This is a genomic window from Candidatus Margulisiibacteriota bacterium, from assembly GCA_028706105.1.
Lineage (GTDB): Bacteria > Margulisbacteria > Riflemargulisbacteria > GWF2-35-9 > DYQY01 > DYQY01.
The window spans coordinates 1-24,764 of the sequence record JAQWCF010000001.1 but is presented as its reverse complement, the minus strand read 5'-3'; the positions used below and the strand labels follow the sequence as shown (position 1 = coordinate 24,764).

The 24,764-nt window shown below is 33.7% G+C and carries 23 protein-coding genes; 12 read left to right on the top strand and 11 right to left on the bottom strand.

All coding sequences use genetic code 11. From position 1 onward, the window contains the following. From PHF25_00115 to cimA, 5 genes are all read right to left on the bottom strand, one after another. A partial coding sequence (locus tag PHF25_00115) for a response regulator (protein ID MDD4526424.1) occupies positions 1-1,063 on the bottom strand: 1,063 nt, incomplete at its 3' end. A 15-nt stretch (positions 1,064-1,078) separates the two neighbouring features. Further along, a complete protein-coding gene (panB, locus tag PHF25_00110; protein MDD4526423.1) occupies positions 1,079-1,867 on the bottom strand; it encodes a 3-methyl-2-oxobutanoate hydroxymethyltransferase in 789 nt (262 codons plus the stop codon). Continuing rightward, a complete protein-coding gene (gene cdaA, locus PHF25_00105) occupies positions 1,867-2,739 on the bottom strand; it encodes a diadenylate cyclase CdaA (protein ID MDD4526422.1) in 873 nt (290 codons plus the stop codon). The genes panB and cdaA overlap by 1 nt, the downstream gene beginning before the upstream one ends. Before the next feature lies 1 nt (position 2,740). After that, a complete protein-coding gene (lysA, locus tag PHF25_00100; protein MDD4526421.1) occupies positions 2,741-4,006 on the bottom strand; it encodes a diaminopimelate decarboxylase in 1,266 nt (421 codons plus the stop codon). Then, positions 4,006-5,574, bottom strand: a complete 1,569-nt coding sequence (gene cimA, locus PHF25_00095; protein MDD4526420.1) for a citramalate synthase — start codon at positions 5,572-5,574, stop codon at positions 4,006-4,008. The genes lysA and cimA overlap by 1 nt, the downstream gene beginning before the upstream one ends. Positions 5,575-5,759: 185 nt before the next feature. Between cimA and PHF25_00090 the strand changes: the two genes are divergently transcribed. Both PHF25_00090 and PHF25_00085 read left to right on the top strand, forming a co-directional pair. Continuing rightward, a complete protein-coding gene (locus PHF25_00090) occupies positions 5,760-6,251 on the top strand; it encodes a hypothetical protein (GenBank protein ID MDD4526419.1) in 492 nt (163 codons plus the stop codon). Between the two features lie 19 nt (positions 6,252-6,270). Further along, a complete protein-coding gene (locus PHF25_00085; protein MDD4526418.1) occupies positions 6,271-7,035 on the top strand; it encodes a hypothetical protein in 765 nt (254 codons plus the stop codon). A gap of 92 nt (positions 7,036-7,127) precedes the next feature. Here PHF25_00085 and PHF25_00080 read toward each other — a convergent pair whose 3' ends face one another. Together PHF25_00080 and PHF25_00075 are read right to left on the bottom strand one after the other, a co-directional pair. After that, the gene (locus tag PHF25_00080) at positions 7,128-8,762 is read right to left on the bottom strand and encodes a hypothetical protein (protein ID MDD4526417.1); all 1,635 of its coding nucleotides are present in this window, start codon (positions 8,760-8,762) and stop codon (positions 7,128-7,130) included. Then, complete coding sequence (locus tag PHF25_00075; GenBank protein ID MDD4526416.1) at positions 8,762-9,298, bottom strand: TIGR03546 family protein; 537 nt, start codon at positions 9,296-9,298, stop codon at positions 8,762-8,764. Before PHF25_00075 ends, PHF25_00080 begins: the two co-directional genes overlap by 1 nt. A gap of 186 nt (positions 9,299-9,484) precedes the next feature. On the opposite strand from PHF25_00075, the gene PHF25_00070 reads away from it, so the two are divergent. From PHF25_00070 to PHF25_00030, 9 genes are all read left to right on the top strand, one after another. Further along, the gene (locus PHF25_00070) at positions 9,485-9,865 is read left to right on the top strand and encodes an RDD family protein (protein ID MDD4526415.1); all 381 of its coding nucleotides are present in this window, start codon (positions 9,485-9,487) and stop codon (positions 9,863-9,865) included. A 48-nt stretch (positions 9,866-9,913) separates the two neighbouring features. Then, the gene (gene folE, locus PHF25_00065; protein ID MDD4526414.1) at positions 9,914-10,474 is read left to right on the top strand and encodes a GTP cyclohydrolase I FolE; all 561 of its coding nucleotides are present in this window, start codon (positions 9,914-9,916) and stop codon (positions 10,472-10,474) included. A 97-nt stretch (positions 10,475-10,571) separates the two neighbouring features. Beyond that, positions 10,572-11,198, top strand: coding sequence for a hypothetical protein (locus PHF25_00060; GenBank protein MDD4526413.1), 627 nt, complete (start codon positions 10,572-10,574; stop codon positions 11,196-11,198). Between the two features lies 1 nt (position 11,199). Next, positions 11,200-12,930, top strand: a complete 1,731-nt coding sequence (gene thrS, locus PHF25_00055; protein MDD4526412.1) for a threonine--tRNA ligase — start codon at positions 11,200-11,202, stop codon at positions 12,928-12,930. A 108-nt stretch (positions 12,931-13,038) separates the two neighbouring features. After that, positions 13,039-13,521, top strand: coding sequence for a translation initiation factor IF-3 (infC, locus tag PHF25_00050; GenBank protein MDD4526411.1), 483 nt, complete (start codon positions 13,039-13,041; stop codon positions 13,519-13,521). Positions 13,522-13,540: 19 nt separating this feature from the next. Continuing rightward, positions 13,541-13,735 carry a 50S ribosomal protein L35 gene (gene rpmI, locus PHF25_00045; GenBank protein MDD4526410.1) on the top strand — a complete coding sequence of 65 codons (195 nt, stop codon included), beginning with the start codon at positions 13,541-13,543 and terminating at the stop codon, positions 13,733-13,735. Between the two features lie 28 nt (positions 13,736-13,763). Then, complete coding sequence (gene rplT, locus PHF25_00040; protein MDD4526409.1) at positions 13,764-14,108, top strand: 50S ribosomal protein L20; 345 nt, start codon at positions 13,764-13,766, stop codon at positions 14,106-14,108. A 10-nt stretch (positions 14,109-14,118) separates the two neighbouring features. Then, complete coding sequence (locus PHF25_00035; GenBank protein ID MDD4526408.1) at positions 14,119-14,691, top strand: bifunctional nuclease family protein; 573 nt, start codon at positions 14,119-14,121, stop codon at positions 14,689-14,691. Between the two features lie 134 nt (positions 14,692-14,825). Continuing rightward, complete coding sequence (locus PHF25_00030) at positions 14,826-16,196, top strand: radical SAM protein (protein MDD4526407.1); 1,371 nt, start codon at positions 14,826-14,828, stop codon at positions 16,194-16,196. A gap of 84 nt (positions 16,197-16,280) precedes the next feature. Here the strand turns inward: PHF25_00030 and PHF25_00025 are convergent, their stop codons facing one another. The 3 genes from PHF25_00025 to PHF25_00015 form a co-directional block, all read right to left on the bottom strand. Next, complete coding sequence (locus PHF25_00025) at positions 16,281-20,051, bottom strand: hypothetical protein (GenBank protein MDD4526406.1); 3,771 nt, start codon at positions 20,049-20,051, stop codon at positions 16,281-16,283. 280 nt (positions 20,052-20,331) lie between these two features. Then, positions 20,332-21,093 carry a class I SAM-dependent methyltransferase gene (locus PHF25_00020; GenBank protein MDD4526405.1) on the bottom strand — a complete coding sequence of 254 codons (762 nt, stop codon included), beginning with the start codon at positions 21,091-21,093 and terminating at the stop codon, positions 20,332-20,334. Then, complete coding sequence (locus PHF25_00015) at positions 21,080-21,745, bottom strand: ankyrin repeat domain-containing protein (GenBank protein MDD4526404.1); 666 nt, start codon at positions 21,743-21,745, stop codon at positions 21,080-21,082. Before PHF25_00015 ends, PHF25_00020 begins: the two co-directional genes overlap by 14 nt. A gap of 102 nt (positions 21,746-21,847) precedes the next feature. Between PHF25_00015 and PHF25_00010 the strand changes: the two genes are divergently transcribed. Further along, positions 21,848-22,675, top strand: coding sequence for a methyltransferase domain-containing protein (locus tag PHF25_00010; GenBank protein MDD4526403.1), 828 nt, complete (start codon positions 21,848-21,850; stop codon positions 22,673-22,675). Between the two features lie 16 nt (positions 22,676-22,691). On the opposite strand, the gene PHF25_00005 is transcribed toward PHF25_00010, so the two are convergent. Continuing rightward, positions 22,692-24,764 (bottom strand): radical SAM protein (locus PHF25_00005; GenBank protein ID MDD4526402.1); only part of this gene is annotated, 2,073 nt, incomplete at its 5' end.

Below are 24,764 nucleotides of genomic sequence, written 5' to 3'. Positions count from 1 at the left end.
GCAAACCACCAGCATTGTCTCCTACCACTATAACCAATTGAATGTTTTCTTTTTTTACTTTATCAAGATTTTCTTGATATAACTCAGAATAATCCTCAAAGGTCATGATCTTAATATCAACTTTGGGTTCCTTGACGTGTTTTAAATGAAAAGCATCACTCGAATTCTTAATAATATTAAGAATAATTTGTGTAAACAAGGTATTTTTGTCAGAAACAATATCGCCCTCATACAAATATTCAACATTAATATTGAAACGCGTAGAATACTGTAGCTCTAATATCTCTAAAAAATCATTAAAAGATTCTTTAATGTTCATGCTCTGCAACTGCACTGTTATATTCTTTTCTTTAGCATATTGGAAAAGGACAAGCTGATTAGAATTAAAAAACTGTACCATCTTTTTTAATCTTTCTACCATTTCATAAGATCTATCCATGTCCTCAGCCTTCATAAACCTTTTAATAAGATCAGGCATCATTAAAATAGGCGCAAACATATTTTTTAAATCATGCAATAATCCTGCTAACATTTTATTTTTTTCTTGAAAAATCTTAGTTCGTTCAAGCTCTTTAACATGCTTGTATGACTGAATAGCATTAATTAAAGAATCCATAATCATTTCTACTTCGTTAATGTGGTTTTTTACAATATAGCCATGTGGTCGATACTTTTTATAAATATCAAAGCCATCGCCATAAGTTGCCTGATAACCCGTTATAAAAATTATCGGAATATTAACATTCATTTCTTTAATGAGAGTAAAAACTTCAAATCCATCCATATCAGGAAGTCTTATATCTAGCAATATTGCCATAACTTCATCCTTGTTTTCCTGATATTCTCTGATAGCTTGATTCCCGTTACTACAAGAAATTATGTTAAAACTCTTTCTCAAAAGCTTATTCATTGATGAAAGCTGGTATTGGTCATCATCTACAACCATTATGGTGTCTTGACCCTCTATTTTTTTATATTTAGCCTTCTGGGAATCATTCATTATGTCTTCAATTGATATATCATCAACTGCTTTTGAATTAATAATTTCATCTATACTTGTCATTTAAAATCCTATCTCTTAAAAAGAATTTTCTTTACTAGGAAATTCCCCTGTTGTGACCTCGTTCTTATAAGATAATACTGCATCATGTATATTCTGAGCAAGATTAGCATATCTTTTAACAAACTTAGGCTTAAACTTAGTAAATAAGCCCAACATATCCTGTGCCACTAATATTTGACCGTCACAATATTTACCAGCACCAATGCCAATAGTAGGGATAGAAACTGCTGATGTAATCTCCTTAGCCAAAGATTCTGGTATCATTTCCAACACCAATAAAGAAATTCCTGCTTTTTCCAGTTTTTTAGCATCTAGAATAATTTTAGAGGCATCCTCTTCTGTCTTGCCTTGTATAAGATTGCCACCAAACCTATTCACTTGTTGAGGAGTAAAGCCCAGATGACCAGCTACCATTATGCCCGACTCAACCATCCTCTCAATAACTCTTATAATAAATTCTCCTGCTCCTTCTACTTTAACTCCATGAGCTCCAGCTCTTAGTAATTTTGTTGCATTTTGAATTGCCTTGCCAATAGATTCATGAGAAGCAGAAAAAGGCATATCCGCCAAAATTAAGGCTTCTTTTGTACCATTAGCTACTGCTGTAGTGTGAAAAGTCATCATCTCCATTGTAACTGGAATGGTTGTCTCATATCCGTACACCACATTTCCCATGGAATCACCAACTAATAGTAAATCAATGCCTGCTGAATCAAAAATTGATGCCATTAATGCATCATAAACGGTTAAAGCAACAATTGGCTGAAGATTAAGCTTTTTTTCTTGTAATTTTTTTATACTTATCATGATTTTGGTTTCTTATTAAAAAAACCCAAAATGCTATCAACAACTTTATGAAAGCTATCAGAAATTTCTGGTTGCGTTGGCGCCTTCTCTATATCTATCTCCAGATAAGACAATAAATGTTCGCCAAGTTTTTTTCTGTTTAATTTTCTGTAAAGCTTACCGTCTTTAGCAATAGAAATTATTCCCGTTTCTTCGGAGGTAACAAGAACAATGGCATCAGTTAATTCAACTAAACCAAGTGCTGCCCTGTGTCTAGTACCCAAAGATCTATCTCGTAATTTGGTTTGAGTCAACGGCAACAAACAACCAGCTGCTTCGATTCTATTCCCAGTTAAAACAACAGCACCATCATGTAAAGGGTTCTTCCCATAAAAAATACTAAATAGTAATTCATTAGAAAACACCGCATTTAACTCCACACCGGTTTCCTTAATGCTGTCCAAATTATTCATTCTTTCAATAACAACAAGAGATCCAATCTTGTTCTCGGCGAGAATATCAATTACTTTAATCAAGTTTTGAATAAATTGAATAGTAAAAACTCCATCATTAACCTTATTGTTCACCCAAAATCTACTAAAAGGCGTACCTTGCCCAAGCCTCGCCAGAAACTGTCTCAATTCTGGTTGAAAAACTATCAAAAAGACAAACAACATTATCATGGCAAGCTTTTGCATGATCCAGTCTATTGTATATAATTTCAAAAAATGGCTAATGCTGTACAAAATAATAACGATGAAAAACCCTTGAAGCAACTTGTTAGCATTTCTGTTTCTTGTCCATAATAAAATGTTATAAATTATAAAAGCAACTATAGAAACATCCACAAAATCTTGCCATCTTAGAACGAATAAAGCGGTTGTTTCCATCTTAAATCCTCAGATCGTTTCTAATGATGTCCTCAAGTGTTTCTCTCTTTAATACTAATTGTGCTTTACCAGCCTCAACAAAAACCATTGCAGGTTTTCTATATCTATTGTAATTACTCGACATTGAATAATTGTAGGCACCTGTTGCATGTACCATCAACAAGTCGCCCTTAGTTGCTTCAGGCAACAAAACATCCTTAAGCAAAATATCTCCTGACTCACAAAACTTACCAGCTACTGAATATTTTTTTAATTGATTTTGAGGCTTATTAAGAATCTCAGCTGAATATTCAGAACCATAGGTTATTGGTCGTGGATTATCAGCCATGCCACCATCAACGGAAAGATAATTCTTCAAATCTGCAATTTCTTTAGTTCCACCTACTGAATAAACAGTAACTCCTGCATTAGCTACAATTGACCTTCCTGGCTCTAAAATCAGTAATGGTTCAATTGGATAATTTACTCTCTTCAGTGCATTTTTCATGCTCTTGGCTATCTTAATGACAAACTCTCTAATGCTAGGAGGGTCATCTTTTTCTGTATACTTAATCCCTATCCCTCCGCCTATATCAATCGCAGAAGCAAGAATTCCTGTCTTCTTGTGAACATCAACGGCAAGGTCGACGAGTTTATCAATTAGAACATTGTACGGGTCAGTATCAAATATCTGAGAGCCGATATGTGCGTGAAAGCCAACAAAATCAAATTCTTCATATTTTTTTACTGTTTGTACAAAAGCTAGGACATTTTCTAAATGCACGCCAAACTTAGAATCACGTTGACCAGTTCTAATAAACTCATGGGTATGAGCTTCTATCTCAGGAACTATTCGAACCATAATCGTCACCTTGGTAGTCAAGGCAAGTGCCGAATAAACCTCATGGATAGTATGAAGCTCATCAACATTATCCACAACAATTACGCCGATATTATTCTCCAACGCGTATTGAATCTCTGGCACAGTTTTGTTATTGCCATGAAAATATGCTTTTTCGGCTTTAACACCTGCATTTAACAAAGTATAAAACTCGCCATCAGACACCACATCAAAGAAAAACCCTTCTTTATCTAATATTTGATACAGTGCTGTAATAGACAAAGCTTTGCTAGCATAAGATATTCTGGAATTATGATAGTAGTTTTTAATAGAAAGATAATCACTAGCTACTTTCTTGACTGTTTCGACATCTAGAATGTACAGAGGCGTTCCATATTTTTCACATAATTGGGCAACATCACAACCTGCAATTTTTTTATTAGTCACTATTTTTGTCGTTCCTTCAATAATTTATACTCAATACTATCAACTAAAGCAAACCAACTAGCCTCAATAATATTGGCACTCACACCTACTGTGCCCCAAGTCTCATTGTCGTCCTGTGAAGCGATTACTACTCTAACCTTAGCATCTGTACCATCCGTGCTATTTAAGACTCGAACTCGGTAATCCACCAAACGCATTGTTTTGATTTCAGGGAAGCTTCCTTCTATCGCTTTTCTTAAGGCATGGTCTAAGGCACCAACTGGACCAGAGCCTTCACCCGCAGTATGAATAACTTTCCCATTAACTTTTAATTTAACAGTAGCCTCAACTAAATGGTAGTCGTCTTCACCAAAACGATCATTTATCACCCTAAGGCTGACCAACTCAAAAAAGCTAGTATGTTGACCAGTTGCTCGCTTAAGCATTAGTTCAAACGTAGCTTCGCCTTCTTCAAATTGATAACCGATTTTTTCTAACTCCTTGATATCTTTTAATAAATCTTTAACAGCTTGCTCTGTACCATCCAAATTTATTCCTATCTTTTCAGCTTTATACTTTAAATTACTTACTCCAGAAAGTTCGGAAATCAAAACCCTTTGCTTATTCCCTACAAGCTCTGGTTTTATATGTTCATAGGTTTCTGAGTACTTATTTATGGCACTCACATGGATTCCGCCTTTGTGTGCGAAAGCGCTTTTCCCAACATAAGCAAAATGGTTATTGTGCGGTAAATTAGCAATTTCGCTTATATGCCTAGATACTTTTGTTAAGGTCGCTAACTCTTCGTCAGAGATGCAGGCTATTTTCATTTTTAATTTAAGTGCAGGTATTATTGAGCATAAATTAGCATTTCCGGCTCTCTCACCATAACCATTGATTGTTCCTTGAACTTGAACTGCACCACAATGAACAGCTGTCAAAGAATTCGCAACAGCTAATTCAGAATCATTATGCGCATGAATTCCAAGTGGCACTTTTACTTTGTTTTTTACCACATTCATTATTTCTTCTACCTCATGCGTTAAAGTTCCTCCATTAGTATCAGCCAGAACCAACACATCAACGCCTCCAGCTTCAGCAGCTTGCAAACACTTAATGGCATATTCAGGATTCTTCTTGTAGCCATCAAAGAAATGCTCGGCATCAAAAAAAACTTCATCCATCTTTTCCTTAAGAAATCTTATAGAGTCAGTGATAAGCGTTAAGTTTTCCTCCAAGCTTATTTTAAGCGCATGCGTAACATGAAAATCCCAAGTTTTTCCAAAGATACAAGCAACACGAACCCCAGAGCTAACTATTGCCTTTAAATTAGCATCCTCTGAAGCTAAAACTCCATGACGTTTTGTGCTACCAAAAGCAACAACCTTTGCTCTCTTAAGCTTAACTTCACACATAGCATCAAAAAAATCTACAGCTTTAGGATTAGAACCAGGCCAGCCACCTTCAATATAGTGCACGCCTATGTCATCCAGCAGTTTAGCTATTTTAATTTTATCAGAAACAGTAAAGGAAATTCCTTCGCCTTGTTCTCCATCTCGCAATGTTGTATCAAAAATTTTTACTTGCATAAGTTTATTATAAAGCTAAAAGCTAAAAGCTGAAAGCCTAAAGCTTAAACCCCTTCTCTGCTAGTAGAAGGTGACGACAATATAATTAATTAGGAGTTTTTTCTAGCTTACGCCGGATGAGGCAAAATAAAATGTTTAAAAAAGCGAATCTGCGGGCATATGAAAAGTAGATAAAAAGAAAGCAGGTGGTAAATTTGTTGAGTATTGTCAGGAAAAGAAACTATACCGTTACAAAAGACCAAGAATCATTAGAATCAATAATTAAGGCTAATTATGGAGACGTTAAAAGAATCAAAGACGTTGTCCTCTTCCTAGAACAATTCAACTTAGTATTATCCTCAGAATTATACAGGGGTGATGTAATTCAGCTACCCAACCTTCCTAAGTATTTAACTGGGGAAGACCCTTCTTTCGTAAAATATCCTTTCAAAGAAACAGATAACTTAAGAGAAATTCTCAACAACTACTATGAAAATGAAATTATAGACCTGGATAAAACCGAAAAATACATTAAAAAAATAAGTAATATCAAGTCAGAACCAAGAGCAAATGATATTATTTTGCTTCCAGTTAACCTACCAAGTTATTTTTACTGCAACAATATCAAAAACGATACGATAAATTTTATGGAATGCTTCAACAAAGTAATCCAAAACAATGATTTTGAGGAAATTTAAAAATTAAAGGAGAACGGAAATGAGTGGAGAATATTTATCAGGACTAAGAAATGTAAGAAGCAACTTTAATGAAATCGATACTTCAAATAATGGCAAATTAGATACAAATGAGATAGCTAAAGCTATTAAACATAAAACTGTTTCGAATGAAGGAATAAAGTTTCTTGAAAATATAATATATAACAAGGCAAACATAACCATACAAGAAATTGATATTATAATTAACAATACAGAAAACCTCCAAATACTTTTAACATCCAAAAAGCTAGAACTCACCACAAAACAACTATTAGATTATTCACTAGTTACAGGCATAATTAATGCGGAAAATAAAAGAAAAAGTTTTTTAGAAAAAATTAATATTGATGGAAAAACCATAGGAAGAGGACAACTCTCTCAGGATGCCTATAATGATGTAAAAAAGAAATTTGAAAACGAATTGGAATCTTTTCTAAAAATTAATGATATCTTCGATGGTAAAATTCCAAAAAGTTACAGCAATGTTATAGGAAATCAAAAAGCTGAAGAATTTATCATTCTTGCTTATCTTGCAATAAAAATTAATGAAAGGATTAAAGATGGTCGCTCACCTGAAGATACTTTAAAATTCGCAATTGGAATATATCATGGTGGGTTTAATTCTCTAGTAATTGCACAAAATAAAACAAATAATTTAATAAATTTTTTACCCATAGAACCTGTTCTTAACGAGAACAACCCAGATTTATTAAAATATATTAACGAAGTATACGATTATTATTATAAAAACAAAGCAAGTGAATAAACAACACAGTTAAATACTAAAGAAATATTAGAGCTAATCCCTAGCATAAAAAATCCTAATAAAATTACAAAAGACTAAGAAATACTTCTTCCTTAAATAACTAACTTACTAACCTCTTTCTTAAAAGCCTCTTCTTGCTCTTTAACAAAACTTTGCCACTCATTGGTAAAGTTTTGTTTTACCTTTTCTATCTCTTTATTAACAAGTGCCTGAGACGCCGACGCAATATACTCATCAAGGTTAGAATCCACGGACAACTTATCTCCATCTAAATTGATAGTAAATGAAAACTTTGATAACTTGCCAAGACTTTCAAATAGATATCTCTCAACCATAGGTTTACTCATTACGGCTGGCTCTGTTTGAATTTTTAGCTTGTTTGTTTTCATTTTAATATTGGCAAACAGCTTTTCTGACTTATAACCTACAACAAAATCTACATCATAAAGCCCCTCGGTTATTTGCAATGGAATATTCTTAATATCCCAATAACTGCTACTCAGCTTTTTATTTCGCGTGAATCCGTTTGCTAAAACTTTAATATCCTCTCGAAGATCAACGGTTATCCCAAGAAAAGAAACTACTGAACCTAAATTTTGAGAAAACTCCAACCTTGATGGCAATTTCCGAACATTTTGTTTGTGAGTAATATCCTGGCCGGTACCCTTAAATTGGTTCCCCTGCTTATCCTTGCCCTCTATCTTCAAATTGTTTATATAAAAAATCGGATAACTATCTTTGATTGGAAACGTAATGTCTATGCCCTTAAAAGAGTTCTTCTTCTGTTTAAACCCCATACCCTTTTTCAGAGTTTTTAATGCTTCCACGCCTTTATTGGCTAAATCAATATAACCAAGGGCTTTGCTTCCGATAAAGTCAGAAGCTAATGATTGCTTTTTGTTTTCTGCAAATTTGAATTTACTATTAATTAAATCCAAATCTAACTTACCAGCATTTTCAACATTTTTTTTAGCAAAATCTAGTTTTTTTTGAAAACTCTTTATCGCCTCTGATTTAGCTTCATATGCTTTTTTAACCTGTTCATATTCTTTGTTTAAAGAAGAAATTTCTTGCAAATATTGTGGCAACTTTAACAAATCTGTTGGCTTATTTTTCTCCAACCTTTTAATGGCTTGCTCTAGCTCGCCTAAACGCTTATCGAGCTCTCCGGATGCCAGAACCTTCTGCATTGCATCATAAGAAGCTCTAACTTCATCAATCTCTTGATTGAGCACCTTCATAAAATTTGCTTTACTGACATCTAACAATTTGTTTATTTCAAAACGTTCACTAAGATTATCAATTGAATAATAAGATACCGATTTGCTAGCCAATTTCAAAGCCTCTTTTTTCACCAAACTGTCTTTTTTCTTCTTTTTCTTTTCCCAATATACTAGTTTCTTAGGAACTACTTGTACTCCCAAAAGCTCCATATCTCGTATTACAAATTTCCCTCTTAATAATTGAGGGGTATTTATGTCAATCAATACCTTATCCAAAACAATTGCCTCTTCTGAATTCTCCATAAACATTGCTACATCAGTTAACAACAAGTCACCTTTTAAAATATATAACTTAAGTTTCCCTACCTGAAAAGTTAGCTTTGGAATAGAGGAAAAAGATTTCTCGATAGTTACTTTCAATAAATAATCTAAAAAGAAAAACCTAAAAGCTAATAAGAATAAAAGGACTACTAAAAAAGGAATAAAATACTTTTTCCTAATCATCAGAATATTTTCCTTATTTCAGCATATTGCAGATACAATTTATAAATCTTTGATGTTTTCAAAACTTTAATTATCTTAGATTTTTCCAAATATTTATTAATTTTTGGTTGATATTTTTTCCTATAAAATAATATTGCCTTAACTGCCACAAACTGAACTGGGTATAAAAGAAGAATACCAACTAGTAACCCTCCCAAAACAGAAGTGTTATAAAACTTAGTAAACGGAACTATTGGTAAATTATATAAAAACACCCACACATCTTTTAAAACTTCAGCCTTTAACAAAAAGTATCCCAAATAATGAACTAACATCAAGGTGGAATTATTGAAAAGCTTAAAAAGAATAGAAAACAGAAAAAAACTAGGCAAATGTACTTGTACTAATAAAATGAGAACAAATAATGATAAATGAATTAAATTAAACCCAGGCATTAAAGAAAATAAAAGAGCAACAGCAATCGCCCACCCCATTTTCTTTGGAGAATCATTACTCACAATAAACTTAGTAAGACCAAGCAACAGTTTTATAATCATTGCCTTAATTCTATTACGACAACTAGCAATTATCTATAGAGAAAAACAGTATATTGAATTCCCGCTTTCCTTTGTCATTCCCGCCTACACGGGAATGACTATTGTTTTACACCAAAACTTTCACAATTCAACAAATAAACAAATAAACAATTCAACTTTTCCCCTATTCCCCGTTATAATAAAAACATGAATCAAGAAAAAGCCACACTACCTCAAAGAATTGCAGCCTTCTTAATCACCTGGATGCTAACTTTCTCTGTAACCACCTTAAGTGCACCTTTAGCAAAAACAGCCACTCTAAACTATCTCCTGATTTTGCTCACTTTCTTAAGCGTTCTTTGTTTGTTTTATGCAAAAAGTTCTAGTCCAGGAAAATTTATTATGAATATTCAAGTTATGTCTGCGATAGATCACAAACCAGCTAGTTTTTTTCGTATGTTTTACCGAGAAACCATAGGAAAGCTACTAAGCTCAATTTTTTATGTTGGGTTTATCTATGCTCTCTTTAACGAAAAGCGCTTAACTTTACACGACATTTTATGTAAAACTTATGTTGTAAAAAAATAATCAGCTTGTAGCAAGCGAATATTTTATTTACAATACCTTAAGGAGTTTATAATGAAAATTAATACTAAAAAGATAGAAAAAGCAGTTAAATCAATTCTCGAAGCAATTGGCGAAGATCCAAACAGAGAAGGATTAAAAGAAACCCCACAAAGAATAGCCAAAATGTATGGAGAAGTTTTCTCTGGAATTTCACAAGACCCAAAAGAAAATATTAAACTTTTTTATGACGAAAACCACCAAGAAATGGTTATCGCAAAAAATATCACTTTTTACTCTATGTGTGAACATCATATGTTGCCTTTCTTTGGGAAAGTCAGCATTGCTTATATTCCTAATAAAAAAATATCAGGCATCAGTAAACTAGCTAGAATAACTGACACTTTTGCCAAGAGACTCCAACTGCAAGAACGACTTACCACCCAAATCGCCACCTTTATCATGGAAGAATTAGACCCTCAGGGTGTCATGGTTTATATCGAAGCAGAACACTTATGCATGAGCATGAGAGGCGTTCAAAAACCAGGCACAACAATGGTTACATCTGCTGTCAGAGGAGTATTTGATACTGATCCAAAAACTAGAAACGAAGCACTTCTTCTCTTCAAATAGTACGAACAGCGACAAAACAAAAAAATAAAATATTTCTTCTGCAAAAGTGCACTCTCTTTTAATAGACACTGCCCATAATAAATGCTAGGATTTAACCATGGAAAATATACAAGATAAAGAACCAGATATTCGCTTTCATTTAACTGAAATAACTAGCAATCAATATGAGGTTACGACTACTCATTTCGTTGGCACCAAAGGAATTGGAACCTCACCTGAATCTGCTCTAGAAGATTTATTTACCAAAATAAGCAAGCAATTTGAGGACATATCCAAAGAAATTCTTGTTACCACTATGCACAAAAGTGAAATACTAAAGAAATATCGACGTACAATTTTGAAATCTAAAAAACTTTCTAAAAAAAGAAACCTTTTTGTGAGAATTAAAGAATCTATCTTATATAAATTCAAATTAATTAAAAAAGACCATGACATTCAGATATTTCTTAAAGATAAAACAACAATTGAGTCATTACTTAAAAAGGTCGGAGATAATCTTTCTGGCAAAAGAATTGGCTCTTCTGACAAAACAAAAAGTAAAATGTTACCAAAACTTATCACTAGTAAAACACCTCCTAATCCAGGGTTTTTATTCCATGATGAAGCAATGCTCATTCATACCTCTCCAGTACAAAAAGAAATACCAATCCAATTATTTTTGGATGACGAAGGAAATACTATTGACGACGTATTCCCTTATGGTATAGTTGTTAACTTGAATTAAAATGAGCGACATAGAAACACTAAGACACACAGCCTCACATATCCTTGCACAAGCAGTAACCAAGCTTTATCCAGGAATTAAACTTGGTATAGGTCCAGCTATAGATAACGGCTTCTATTACGATTTTGAGTTTCCTGCCCCTATCTCAGAAGATGACCTTCCTAAAATTGAAGAAGAAATGAAAAAAATCGTTAAGTCTAATCTTTCTATTACAAAACATACTCTCACAAAGGAAGAAGCTCTCGCTAAAGCATCCACTGATAACCAAATTTACAAAAAAGAACTAATTACAGAGCTACCAGACAACGAAGAAATCACCTACTACACACAAGGCGATTTCGAAGACCTTTGCAAAGGTCCACATTTAGAAAGCACTGGGCGACTACAAGCCTTTAAACTAATGAAAATTGCAGGCGCTTATTGGCGTGGCGATGAAAAGAGGCCAATGCTCCAAAGAATATATGGCACAGCTTTTGCAAACAAAGATCAATTAAAACAACATTTATTTCAAATTGAAGAAGCTGAAAAGAGAGATCATAGAAAACTTGGAAAAGAACTAGATTTATTTAGTATCCAAGAAGAAACAGGACCAGGACTTATCTACTGGCATCCTAAAGGTGCTAGACTTAGACATATTTTAGAATCCTATTGGAAAGATGAACATTTTGACAATGGATATGAACTTTTATATACCCCACATATTGGACAAAGCTGGCTATGGGAAACCTCCGGACACCTTGGTTTCTACGCAGAAAACATGTTCTCTCCAATGAAAATTGATGAAAAAGAGTATTATCTTAAACCCATGAACTGTCCCTTCCACATTATGGTTTATAAATCACAATTACGCTCTTATCGCGATTTGCCACTTAGATGGGCAGAATTGGGTACAGTCTATAGATACGAACGCTCTGGTGTTCTTCACGGTACAATGCGCGTCAGAGGCTTCACTCAAGATGATGCTCATATTTTCTGCACAAAAGAACAAATGGAAAAAGAAATTCATGAAGTCATTAAGTTTTCTAACCACATACTAAACACCTTAGGTTTTAAAGAAATTGATTATTACGTATCCACAAAGCCAACCAAGTCAGTTGGCGACCAATCTCTTTGGGATACAGCTATTGCTGGACTCAAGAAAGCCTTGGAAATGGAAAACATCACAGACTACAAGATTGATGAAGGTGGCGGAGCTTTTTATGGTCCTAAAATTGATTTCAAAATAAAAGATGCTTTAAAAAGAGAATGGCAACTTTCGACCATTCAATTTGACTTCAATCTGCCTGAACGTTTTGATATGACATATATTGGACATGACGGCCAAAAACATAGACCATATATGATTCACCGAGCACTTCTTGGTTCACTCGAAAGATTCTTTGGCATCCTAATTGAACATTACTCTGGCAAATTTCCCTTCTGGCTATCTCCTGTTCAATTCAAGATTATTACAATCAATGATTCAGAACCAATCACTAGTTTTGCAAACGAAATTTTCGCTAAGCTTAAAGCCTTAAAGTTTAGAGGTGAATTAGATACAAGAAACGAAAAATTAGGTTTTAAAATTAGAGATGCTCAAAAACAAAAGATCCCCTTCTCCTTCATTATTGGAGAAAAAGAAGCAGAAGAAAAAACTGTTTCCAGTAGAAAACATGGAGAAAAAGAAAATATTACGTTAAATTTAGATGAAATTATTAGCTTATTCCATAAATTGACAGATGAAAAAAAATAAACAGAAAACTCAACTTGTGCTTGCACTGAGAGATGCCGAAGTGTATAATCTTTAGGTACTTTAATAGGAGGATGCGCGATAGTAAAACATTTACCGAGAAATAAAGAGATACAAGCTACTCAAGTAAGACTGATAGACGAAGAGACCAAAGAACAAAAAATTATTAGTCTGAGTGAAGCGCTAGAGATGGCGAAAGAGCAAGAACTTGACCTAGTAGCAGTATCCCCTGGTTCCGAACCTCCTGTTTGTAAAATAATGGACTATAAGCATTACCTTTACAGCCAAGGCAAGCTTGAAAAAAAAGCAAAAAAGAGTAGCAAAGGTGGCGTTATTAAAGAACTAAAGTTAAGCCCTAAAATTAGTGGTAATGACTTTCAAGTTAGAGTAAACGCTGGTATTAAATTTATTGAAAAAGGTTACAAAATAAAAATAACATTAATGTTCAAAGGACGGGAAATAACCCACTCTGAGCTTGGAATGAATGTAATGCTTAAATTTATTGCAGATCTACAAGAAGTAGCTACAGTAGAACAAGAACCTAGCATTAATGGTAAATTCATAAACATGATGTTAATACCTAAAAAGAAATAAAGTTCACAGGAGAAGAAAAATGCCAAAAATGAAAACAAGAAGTTCTGCAAAAAAAAGATTTAAACTTACAGGTTCTGGTAAAATAAGACATTATAAAATAAACAATTCACATATTTTAGAAAAAGAATCTCAAAAAAGAAAAAAGAATAGACAAGGGCTAGTACTTCTAGATAGCACAAATACAAAAAAAATAAAAAGAATGCTAGCAATCTAAGCATTTTAGAATTTAAAAGGAGAATATAATGGTAAGAGTTAAAAGAGGAAATGTTCGAGTAGCAAAAAGAAAAAAGATTTTAAACCTGGCAAAAGGTTTTTATGGTTCACTGCACACTTTATTTAGACCTGCTAAACAAGCAGTGTATCAAGCACTAACCAACGCTTTTCGTGGAAGAAGAGAAAAAAAGAGAGTTTATAGAGGTCTATGGATTGCCAGAATGAATGCAGCTTGTAGAGACAATGGCTTATCCTACAGCAAGTTCATCCATCTTTGCAAAATAAAAAATGTTCAGCTAAACAGAAAAATGATGGCTGAAATAGCTATGTTTGATACAGAAGGCTTTAAAAAAATCGTAGAAACCGTTAAATAAAGGAGTTCCAATGATTGAAATGCAATTGGGTGGATTAGGATTCGACCCTAGAAACATGTCGCCAATTATCCTTCTTAGAGATGCAGAAGAGAAAAACTTCCTTCCTATCTGGATTGGTATGTTTGAGGCAGCAGCAATCGCGATGGAACTTCAAGACTTTAAACCACCAAGACCTATGACACATGACCTTTTAGTTGGAATTATCGATATTCTAGGCGGAGCTGTTGACCGCATTGTTATCTCTGACATCAAAGACGACACCTTCTACTCCAGCATTGATTTAATCGCACCAGCTGGCCACATCAACCTAGACTTACTAGAAGGGAACCTAATTGCCGACAAAGAGTTAAGAGAAGGGGAAGAAGACTCTGACACTGAGATAATTAGGCTCGATGCTCGTCCCTCTGATGCTATAGCTATCGCAGTCAGAACGAACGCCCCAATCTTTGTCAGTGAACAAGTTATGTCCAAAGCAAAAATGGTTAATGCTGAAAAAGACCAAGAAGAAACTAAAAAATTCAAAGACTTCATTGAAAATATCAATCCAGAAGATTTCGAAAAATACTTTAACCAGAAACAATAGCTCGCTATCGTTCGCAGTGAAAAGTAAATGGTGAAAAGTGAATGGGAAAATTCAATTCTTATCAAAACAAATATTTATGCTGAGCAAAGTCGAAGTAAACAAATAAACACTCTTAGTGTTATAATTTTATTAATATGACACAACCTATAACTTGGTTTAATCTAAATAAAAATTCTGAAAAATATGCTAAATACGCAGTCAAACGAAATATTACTTACGTATTTACTCCCGAAATGTTTTATATAGACACAATTAACGACTACCATATAATATTTTCCCCTCTAATCTATAGGACTTACTATATCCCCAATATTTATATAACTAACACTGCCCCACTGACTTTTAATAAAGAATATTTAGATGAACTAATCAAGGCCAATATACTAATACCAAAAGAAATTTCCAATACTCTCTACCCTATTAAACCGGACTGCTCAAAATTTAACCCCAATATTAGACTGCTACTTACAACTGCCTGCAATTTAAATTGCGTTTATTGCTACGCTGATGCTAATAAATCCTCAAACTACATTAGTATTGAAAAGTTACAATCTTTTTTAAGCTCTGTACCAAAAAATATAAAAGGACTAAAGATTGAATTCCATGGAGGAGAACCTACTGTTGCCTTTAAGCAAATGAAGCGAGCACATCAACTTATTACTCAAAAGTTTCCAGAATCTACTTTTATGATCCAAACAAACGGAGTCTTCGATACAAAAACAATGGACTGGCTAATTAACAACAAAATTACCATTAACTTTTCAATAGACGGAACAGAAGAAATACATAACGCTCAAAGACCCGCTATTAATAAAAAAACTAATAGTTATAATGAGCTAGTATCTAACGTTAAAAAAGCTCAACAACATGAAACAGGAATCGCTTGTATAGTAACAATCACCAAATATAATCTGCAAAATATGAAAGAAATCTACAATTTTCTACAAACTCTTCACTTTAAATACATTAAATTTAATCCATTATTAGAAGAAGGAAGAGCCCTTCTCGATAAACAAGACAGCACTACCGCTCCTGACCTAAAAGTATTTGCTATACAATTAGCGGATATCAGCCTGGAGGCCTTCCAGAATAAAATCATGGTAGATTCAGACCTGTTACCTAACATACACACCAGAAACCCTTCTTATGCAAGATGTGGGGCCGTTTGCAATCAATCCACACTCTGCCCTGATGGCGAAATCATCGCTTGTTCTGACGCCATATATTTAACTCCAGACAAAAAAGACAACCCATTCTTTTTTGCTTCAATCACTAATTCCAAGACTGAATATAATAAAGAACATCAAGATAAACTAAACAACGCAACTGTAGATAACTCCCCTATGTGTCATAGTTGTTTTTTGAAATGGCACTGCGCTGGAGGGTGCAAAGTCGAAAACTATTTAGTAAATAAAAGTATTATGATTCCAGACACTCAAAGCTGTAAAGCAAAAAAATTATTTCTTTCGGAATATTTTAAAGCAATTGGAGATAAAATATTCTAAGTTGAATTTAATGGTTATAAAAAAGCACCTTGGTTTATTACTCAAGGTGCTTTTCGATAAAACATTACAATAAACTTTTAGTATTTATAAAGAATCTAAATACCCCATGATAATTTGTGAATTCAAAAATATGTTGCCCGGTAAAAGTGTTTCTGTTTTTAATTCTTGAAGTGCAGTAGCAGCTTCAGATGATAAAGTTATATTGTTACTAGCAATATACTCATCATAAAGTGTAGCTATCTCATTTGCATCTGTTTGTCCCTCTAATGCTAATGAAAGATTAGCTAAATCTTCATCGCCACCCACAACCTTTGGTTTACCATCAGCTCCAGCTAGTGGAGTTGGCACAACTTCTCCTGATAAATTCTGTGTGTTAGTAAAAATCCAATCTGATATATCTTGACTCATTTCAAGCTGTATTCCACTTCTGTCTCCACCCAATATCCTCAATGCTTTAGCTGAGGTGGCATTAGTTGCTGCATAGGTACTACCTCCAGAATCTAAAATATCACTTAAATTAAGCCCGGATAAAGATAAATCAACAAAATTGATATAATAACCACCTTTACCATTAACTCCCACAAAACTAGTTATTCCAACTAAGCTATTAAGTTCTTTGGATACTGAGTTGTTCATTATGTTAGTATTTGCTCTTAAATATCCACTCATTGAAGGAGCTCTAGCAACTGCATGTAATAATGATCCTGCAACTGAAGATCCTTCTGATATAGCAGCGATTCTCTTTATGTTATTAAAATATTGGGCATCCCCAGCATCAGCATCTAAATCAAACCCTATCAAGCCTGTAAGTATTGTGTCCACAAGTTCGTTCTGAAGTGCTAAATTATTTTCATCTTTAGCTACTTGATACAAGTTCTCAGCTGCAAAAATAATATCATCTACAAAACTTCCCTCATTTGTTACATTAAAGCCAAACAGCTCTAGATTACCCTTGTTTACGCCTAAATTACCATCTAAATTCTGACCTACTGCAAATAGTATTATCTTTGACTGAATCATACCAAGGATACTATTAGTAGGATTAATTACACCTCTAGATGCAGCGATTACCGCTTCTCGCAAATAAGACTGTACTAAATCTTGATCTTCAGCTGAGTCATCTCCAGCTTTAGCTATAAGACTATTGTAAAAATCAGAAGCATTAACATCCTCTATGTTTGTTAACAGCATATTAAGTTTTCTGAAATCACTAGCTTCAAGAGTGGTTCTTCCCATTAAATTAAAAGCAACTTCAGTAAAAACAGATTGTTCCCAATCATGCTCAAAAGCATTAGCAATATAACCCATGCCTGTCTCTTCTAACTCATTACTCCATATAAGTCCGGAGAACCGATTACAGTTATCTTTAGAATCATTACCATTTAAATAAGTTACAAGTGCATCAGCTAATTCTTGAGAACGTGGGCCTTCATTCTGGAAATATATACTTAATGCATTATTGAACGCAGTCTCATTCCCCACCTGATAGTAAATAGAAGCTACAGCTTCTGCGCCTACATACTCTAACAATGTTTCGATACCTAACATTAACGAACTCTCATTCATGTTATCAAAAAGATCAACAATTTTTGGATTAATATCCCCACTCTCTGCAATACCTAGATTCATAAATATTTGAAACATATCTTGGGTATTATCCACATTTATTAAAGGAGCAAAGTTCTCTACACTTATTTGACCATCTGCATATGCAGTCAACATACGATTGAACAAACTTGGATTAATCTTTTCATCAGGATGTGATAGGAAAAATGCTGCTAAATCATCATTATAATAGGAAGATGGAGCGTTCCCACTTAAAAATTCAGCAATTGTTGGAACATCTGTCATATCTCCAACTTCGGAAGTATCAGTATCCATCATTGTAATTAGTAAACCTAAATGCTGATTTAAGAAATCTCTAAACTCGTTACTAATTCTTACTTCACCAGTATACACCCTGGTATGAATTTGATCATCTACAACCTGACCAGTAATACTTGTATATCCGTCAACATAAGTAGCTTCATCTCCAACTTTTCCAGTAACATTATATACCTGACCAGAGTCTGGACGATAAATGCCTTGGTTAATATATGCAGTTGGACCATCTGTAACTCCTTCAACACCAGTGCCAGCTGACTCAAGGCCACCCATAAACACACCTGTTTGAATCTCTACATTATACTTCTGAGCTAATGAAGCATCACCTACAGCTCTCTTACTATAGTCTCTACCCAATAATTCAATACTATTTTCAGTAGTCGCCTTGAGGTTTGAAAGATCACCACTAGCTTGTTCAAAAATAATCATAGCAACTGGGTCACAATTTCGACAAACAGCATCAAGCTTATCACCATACGCTATACTACCTAGTTTAATATCTCCTAGAAGTAACTCAAAATCATCCACCTTTCCAGTTGTGATTCCGTTGGCATCAACCCTATTATCAGTTTCAGTCTTTATTGTTCCACCTCCAGCAATAAGGTCCATAACCTTTACTTGGGTACCTGAACCAGCTGGCCACTCAACTTTAAGATTAGCTATACTACCATTACCGTAATTTGAATAACTACCTGATGAAACATTACCAGCACCTAGTGCTCCAAATATTGTAGAATGAGTAGCTTTCAACTGATTATAAATCTCTGGTGGCAAATAAAATGTTCCTCCACTATTCTTTTCATTAGATTTAGTCGGATCTGTACTAATTTTAAATCCATGCCATAACCCAGCGGCTTTACCTATTTGCCAATCTTTTGCATCAAAAGTATACGTCGTCGTAGGAGCGGCTGGATTAGTCGAAGATGATCCATCAGGTGCCTTCTTTGATATAGCAACTTTTTCATCTTTTAAATCAGTTACAAATTTAGCAATATTAATACCCAAATATTCTGTTTTTGTATCATCAAGCATTGCTGCAGCCATTCCTTTAATCCAGTCTTCATCATAGGGCTTACCATCATAAATAATTGATTTTTTTTCAGCATCCTCTGCTCTTTGATCAACCCAGTTTTGTAATTGATATCCATAAGCGGCTCTTCTTGTGGTTTCTCTGCCAATTGTGGTGTCTGTATCTACGCTTATGTTCCCCATGGTATTCTTTATATTTGCATCTTGATACACATGAACTTCAACACCACCAGCAAGATTACCTAGATTATTGTCATCTAGAGTTGAAACTGTATCTGTTATATTAACGTCATAAATAAGGTCTGATGCGACAGTGCTCGAAACATCAATTTTAATATTAATGATACCGTCATTATGATCGCCATCAGCTTGTATAAAATCCAAATCACCAGAAACAGAGATAGTATTATCAAACCCAGATACAGCGCCAATTAGAGTAACGCTATTATCAATTTTATAAATTAACTCATATTGAGAAGTATCATTATTCTGTAGCGATTCCCAACCAGTTTCATCCAAAATAACACTTAAAGCATTATTCACATACGTAATACCAGCAGAATCAGTGTCTTCTACTTTAACAGACCCTATATTTGAACTACCATCAGCTCTAGCTTTTCCAACCGTATTTGTATTAAGGATAAGGCCATCAGTATCTGCAATAAATATTTCAAAATGAGTGGCAGTTTCATCGGTATCAGTAATAGTTAATCTATCAAAATCAAGGACTCCAATATCGGTAGCATCATCAAGATCAAAAGTTACAGCACCATCAGCCGTATCAACGTTAATTTCAATATTCTGCATCATTGTTTTAATTTCAGCGTCACTTTTACCTTCAGCCCTTAAAGCTGTAACAAGCTCCTGTGCTGTTAATTCATTATCCCCACCTGCCGCTACACTAAAATTTATTGAACCATTTGCATTTATTAAATCTACCATCTGAATCCCCCCTTAATTTTTGTTTTACCTCACCCGGCGTAAGTTTCAGAGAACTTTAAATTCTCCTTTTTATCGCCACCCTCTCCTGACAGAGAGGGTTTTATTATTTTGTTTTCTCAATATTAATATCGAAGGTTACAAGAAAACCCATGCATCGATATATTATGGTTCATTAACCTCACCCGACGTAAATAATCTCATATTTTTCAAAACAATACTCAACACGCCACCCTCTTATTTCGACAAGCTCAATACATCGCCTGACAGAGAGGGTTTAGTTTTAATTCATTTCTGAAGCTAATAAAAAAAACTTATCTCCGCCAAGAGAAACTTTTTCAACTTTATTCCAAAACAACGACAACAATGCATCTGTTTCAGCTATACTCCAAAAAAAGGATTTAGTCGACACTCGTTTAGAGGGATCTTTCTCTGAATAATATTCTCGTTCAATCATCCCATCCTCAATATTATAATTTTTTTCCTCACTTATCAGTCTTTCCCCATACCCTTCAGCAAAGGCTTTCTTATAGTAGTTTCCATCTAAAAACATTACCTTTCTTCTATCCATTTCTTGCACTATAAAAACCCCATCAAATGTTAATGACTCTTTAATAGTTGAATATAACTTAATTATTTCTTTAGGAGGGAAATGTGGAGTAGAAAGTCCATACATAATTATCACATCAAATTTTTTATTTAGTTCTGATATCTTCAACGCTTCCAGTTTTTTAAAGCTTGAATTATTTATTTCCAGCATTGCCGATAGCCTCGCACTCTCCATTAAAAGGTCTCTTTTGTCTGTAATTAATACATTTATTTTTTTATTTGGAAATAATGAAGAGAAAGCTAATGAACCATATCCTGAACCTGCACATATTTCTAAAACATTTAATTCTTCCTTATCCAAAAATTGAGCAGGTAGAGAGTAATTCGTTAACAATAACTTAAAATAAGAAATAGTTTCTTCTAAATATTTTTTTCCACGTTCTGACTGGGGATCATCAGGCCAATAATAAATGTCATACAGATTATTCGTTTGCACCGATGGATTGTAAGTAATTTACTACACCTAAACTATTAGCTCTTTTAGCCATAGAAAGCGCAGTGCTATTATCTGACATTCTTAAATTAATATCAGCACCTTTATTGTAAAGCAAAACTATTTTATCTAAATCACCCTTAAGAGCGGCTATCATCAAGGCAGTTGTTCCATATTTGCTACCACGGGCATTAACGTCGGCTCCCTTTCCAATTAAGAAACCAAACATTCTTTCATGCCCATATACTAAAGAAGTAATAAGTGGAGTCCAACCATCAGAATCAACAACATTAATGTTTGCCTTATTTTCCAACATAAAAGCGGCTACCTTTAGACTATTATAAGCTGAAGCACATAACAACGAAACGTCTTTGGAAACTAGTCTTGATTCAATTAAAGGTATTATTCCTTTTGGTGAATCTGATAAAAGAACATTGACAAGTGCTTGAACTTTTTCATTTTCAAACTCTTTAAACTTTTCTTGGATTATTCTTAAGGATTTCTCTGGTGATAAATTATTACCAACGACTAAAGCATCTAACATTCTTTTAGCTATCTTAGGATTAAAAGCAACCTGTTCATTGTTTTTATAAGCATTAATATATTTAACAGCTTCTCTAGGATTTATTTTCCACAACGCAATCTTTAATTCCATACAAATTCCCCCTAAATAAAAAACCAAAACATAAATATCTTCCTAGCTATAATGTACATTAATCTAATGATTTTATCCAGTATTTTTGTTATACTTTTTTATATGAATTATATTTGGGACAATATTGACCTATATCTGGATAAAGAACAAATTACATCTTTTCTGAAACTAGATGGCATAGACATGCAAACACCGGACCTGCTCAAAAAAATTAAAAAAAGAAAAAACTCTTATTCCTCACTAAATCTCATTAATAAAGGTTCCTACATCTTAGATATTGGATGTGGGCTTGGGGAAGATTGCTTAGAACTTGCAGAACTCACTGGGGAACAAGGGAAAGTAGTTGGCATTGATATTTCTAATATCATTACAAAAGAAGCAACAAATGTAAGCATTACGCATAAAATCAACAATGTACGCTACCAAACTATGGATGCCCATCAGCTGGAATATCAAGATAATGTTTTTGATATCGTTTGCATAAAAAGAAGTCTACAACATATGGTAAGCCCACAAAACGTTTTAAGTGAAGCTCTGCGGGTACTAAAAAATAATGGGCTTATAATCATCATTGAACCAGATCGCGGCTCGGTTATACTAAATCATTCGGACAGACAATTAACCAGAATGGTTATGACCTACACAGAAGAAGTTGTAAGAAATCCTTGGATTGGAAGACAATTAAAACAACTTCTTCCCAAAGAAAGATTCAGTCAACTCAAAATAACGTTTGATTCAGATGTGCTGACAACCTATAGCGCCATTAACAATAATTTTGGTTTAGAAAAAGCCGTTACGCAAATTACTAAAATGAAACTACTCTCAAATGAACAAGCCGATAATTGGTTAAATATTTTAAAAGAAATGGATGAAAGAGAGCAATTGTTTTGTTCAACAACTCAATTTATTGCAATTGGTATAAAAAAATAATTACACAACCAATGAACTATTGAACGAATGAACTGGAGATCTTCCCCATGTATTCATCCAACAACTTAATTTGTGCTAATTTAAAGCTATGTATTCTCTCCGCGTTCTCAAGAAATTTCTCATCACCTAATGGTTGTTCTCCTAAATATTTTTTACGATAAAACTCATGCAATCCTTTCTTGAAATTATTAGCCTCACCACTATATAGTTGTCTTGATGACAAAAACCCTGACCCTATCCTGTTGAAATCTACAATAATTTCTTCATATAATTGTTTTTTTAATTGGTAATAATCTTTGTCTGCTTTCTGCTCCAAATACTCCTTTGCCAACTCAAAACCAGATGACTGAGGGAGATTCTCAAAGAAAAAAATCTCTACATGGTCTATATTCCAAATGTTTCTTTTAATAAATTCAAGTGTCACAAGAACATCAGCAACCTCTTCGTAAGGAAGCCCCAGAATAAAAGAAGCATGAATAAAAATACCTGCTTTAGCAACATTAGCCACAACCATCTCATTATCCTCAACTTTTGTACCTTTATTAACAATATCCAAAACTCTTTGAGAGTTACTCTCTATGCCAAAAGAAAGATACACTGCCCCAGCCTTAGCAATATTAAAGCAAAATTCTTCATTAAACATTGGGTCAATCCTAACATAGGCACTCCAATACATTTTATCTTCCAAATGTAATAATTTATAAACAAAATCTTTTAACCAAATGGAGCTACCATTAAGTAACATATCTGTAAAATAAAACAAATTACAGCTATATTTTTTTTGATAAAACTGCATCTCATTAATAACATCTTGAGTTTCCTTTAATCTGTAACCATCCCAAAGGATTTTATGTGAACAAAAAGAACAATTAGAACTACAGCCTCTTGAGGCACATATAGGGATAACTTGATGTGAAAATACACCATCAATAAACCCGCTCATTTTTTCTAAACAAGGTATTTCTGAAGTTTTAATTGTCTTTTCATCTTTAAAACAAGCAACATCTTCATCAATATTATTGTTAGTAACAACACCTTTTATCCTGTTATTACCTTGCACATACTCCAAAACTTTATACTCTCCTTCTTTTAAAATAAGTGCACTAACAAAATTCTTACGGAGCAAATCTTTGTAGGTTTCTATTTCCATAAAAACATCAGGACCACCAAGGAAAATATTCTTAATCCCTTTTTCCTTCATGATTTCCAAAGTTTTCTTAACAATGTCAAAAGTGTTATCAAAACAAGATAATCCAACATGTTTATATTTATTATTAAGAACAATCTCGGCTATTCCAGTTAAATACTTATCTATGAACTTCTCAAATCCACTATCTTGTTGATAATTTTTCTGAAAAGAAAAAGTTTTACTCCAGTTTTCTTTATGTTGAAAATACATATCTTTGTTAACATCAATTACTTCACAACGAACTCCTTTATTAAGTAAATAGTTAGCCAAATAATTAACTCCTGGAGGAGGGAGCATTGGTGTAACCGCTGGAAAGTGGATTAGCACAACATCCTTATTAGCAACCTTTAAGCTTTCCTTAAAATTAGAAACCCCAATAACCACTTTTAAATATTCGACAATATAATGTATTTTAGCTTTGCATCTATCTGCATATACTTTATACATGTCTCCATTTAATTGATAACATTGCAACAAGCAATCTCCGGCACAATTCCATTTAAGTAAACAATGACTACATTCTGGCATCTTCTCAGTAACTCTTTGTTTTAGAGCCTTTTCGTTTTTTATATCAATATTCACATCTAACGCAATGTTTGCCCAAACAAAAGGGTTGGAAAAACCTTCGCCTAAATCGTATGCTCTAGTACAAGAACAAATATCTCCATTACCATAAACTCCAACCCCAGACTTACATGCATCACATTGATAGTTACGAGGTATGTATTGATAAAAATCAGGCAAAAAGTCAGAAACTAAATAAATGCCTTCTTTGTCTGCCTTTTGCTTAACCCTCAAATAGTTCTTAGCAAAAGCCATTAAATCAACGTCTCGTTTAGCTGAATGATCTTGCTGTTGTGACCTTCCTAAAAATGAATGGACTGGATTGAACATCATAGC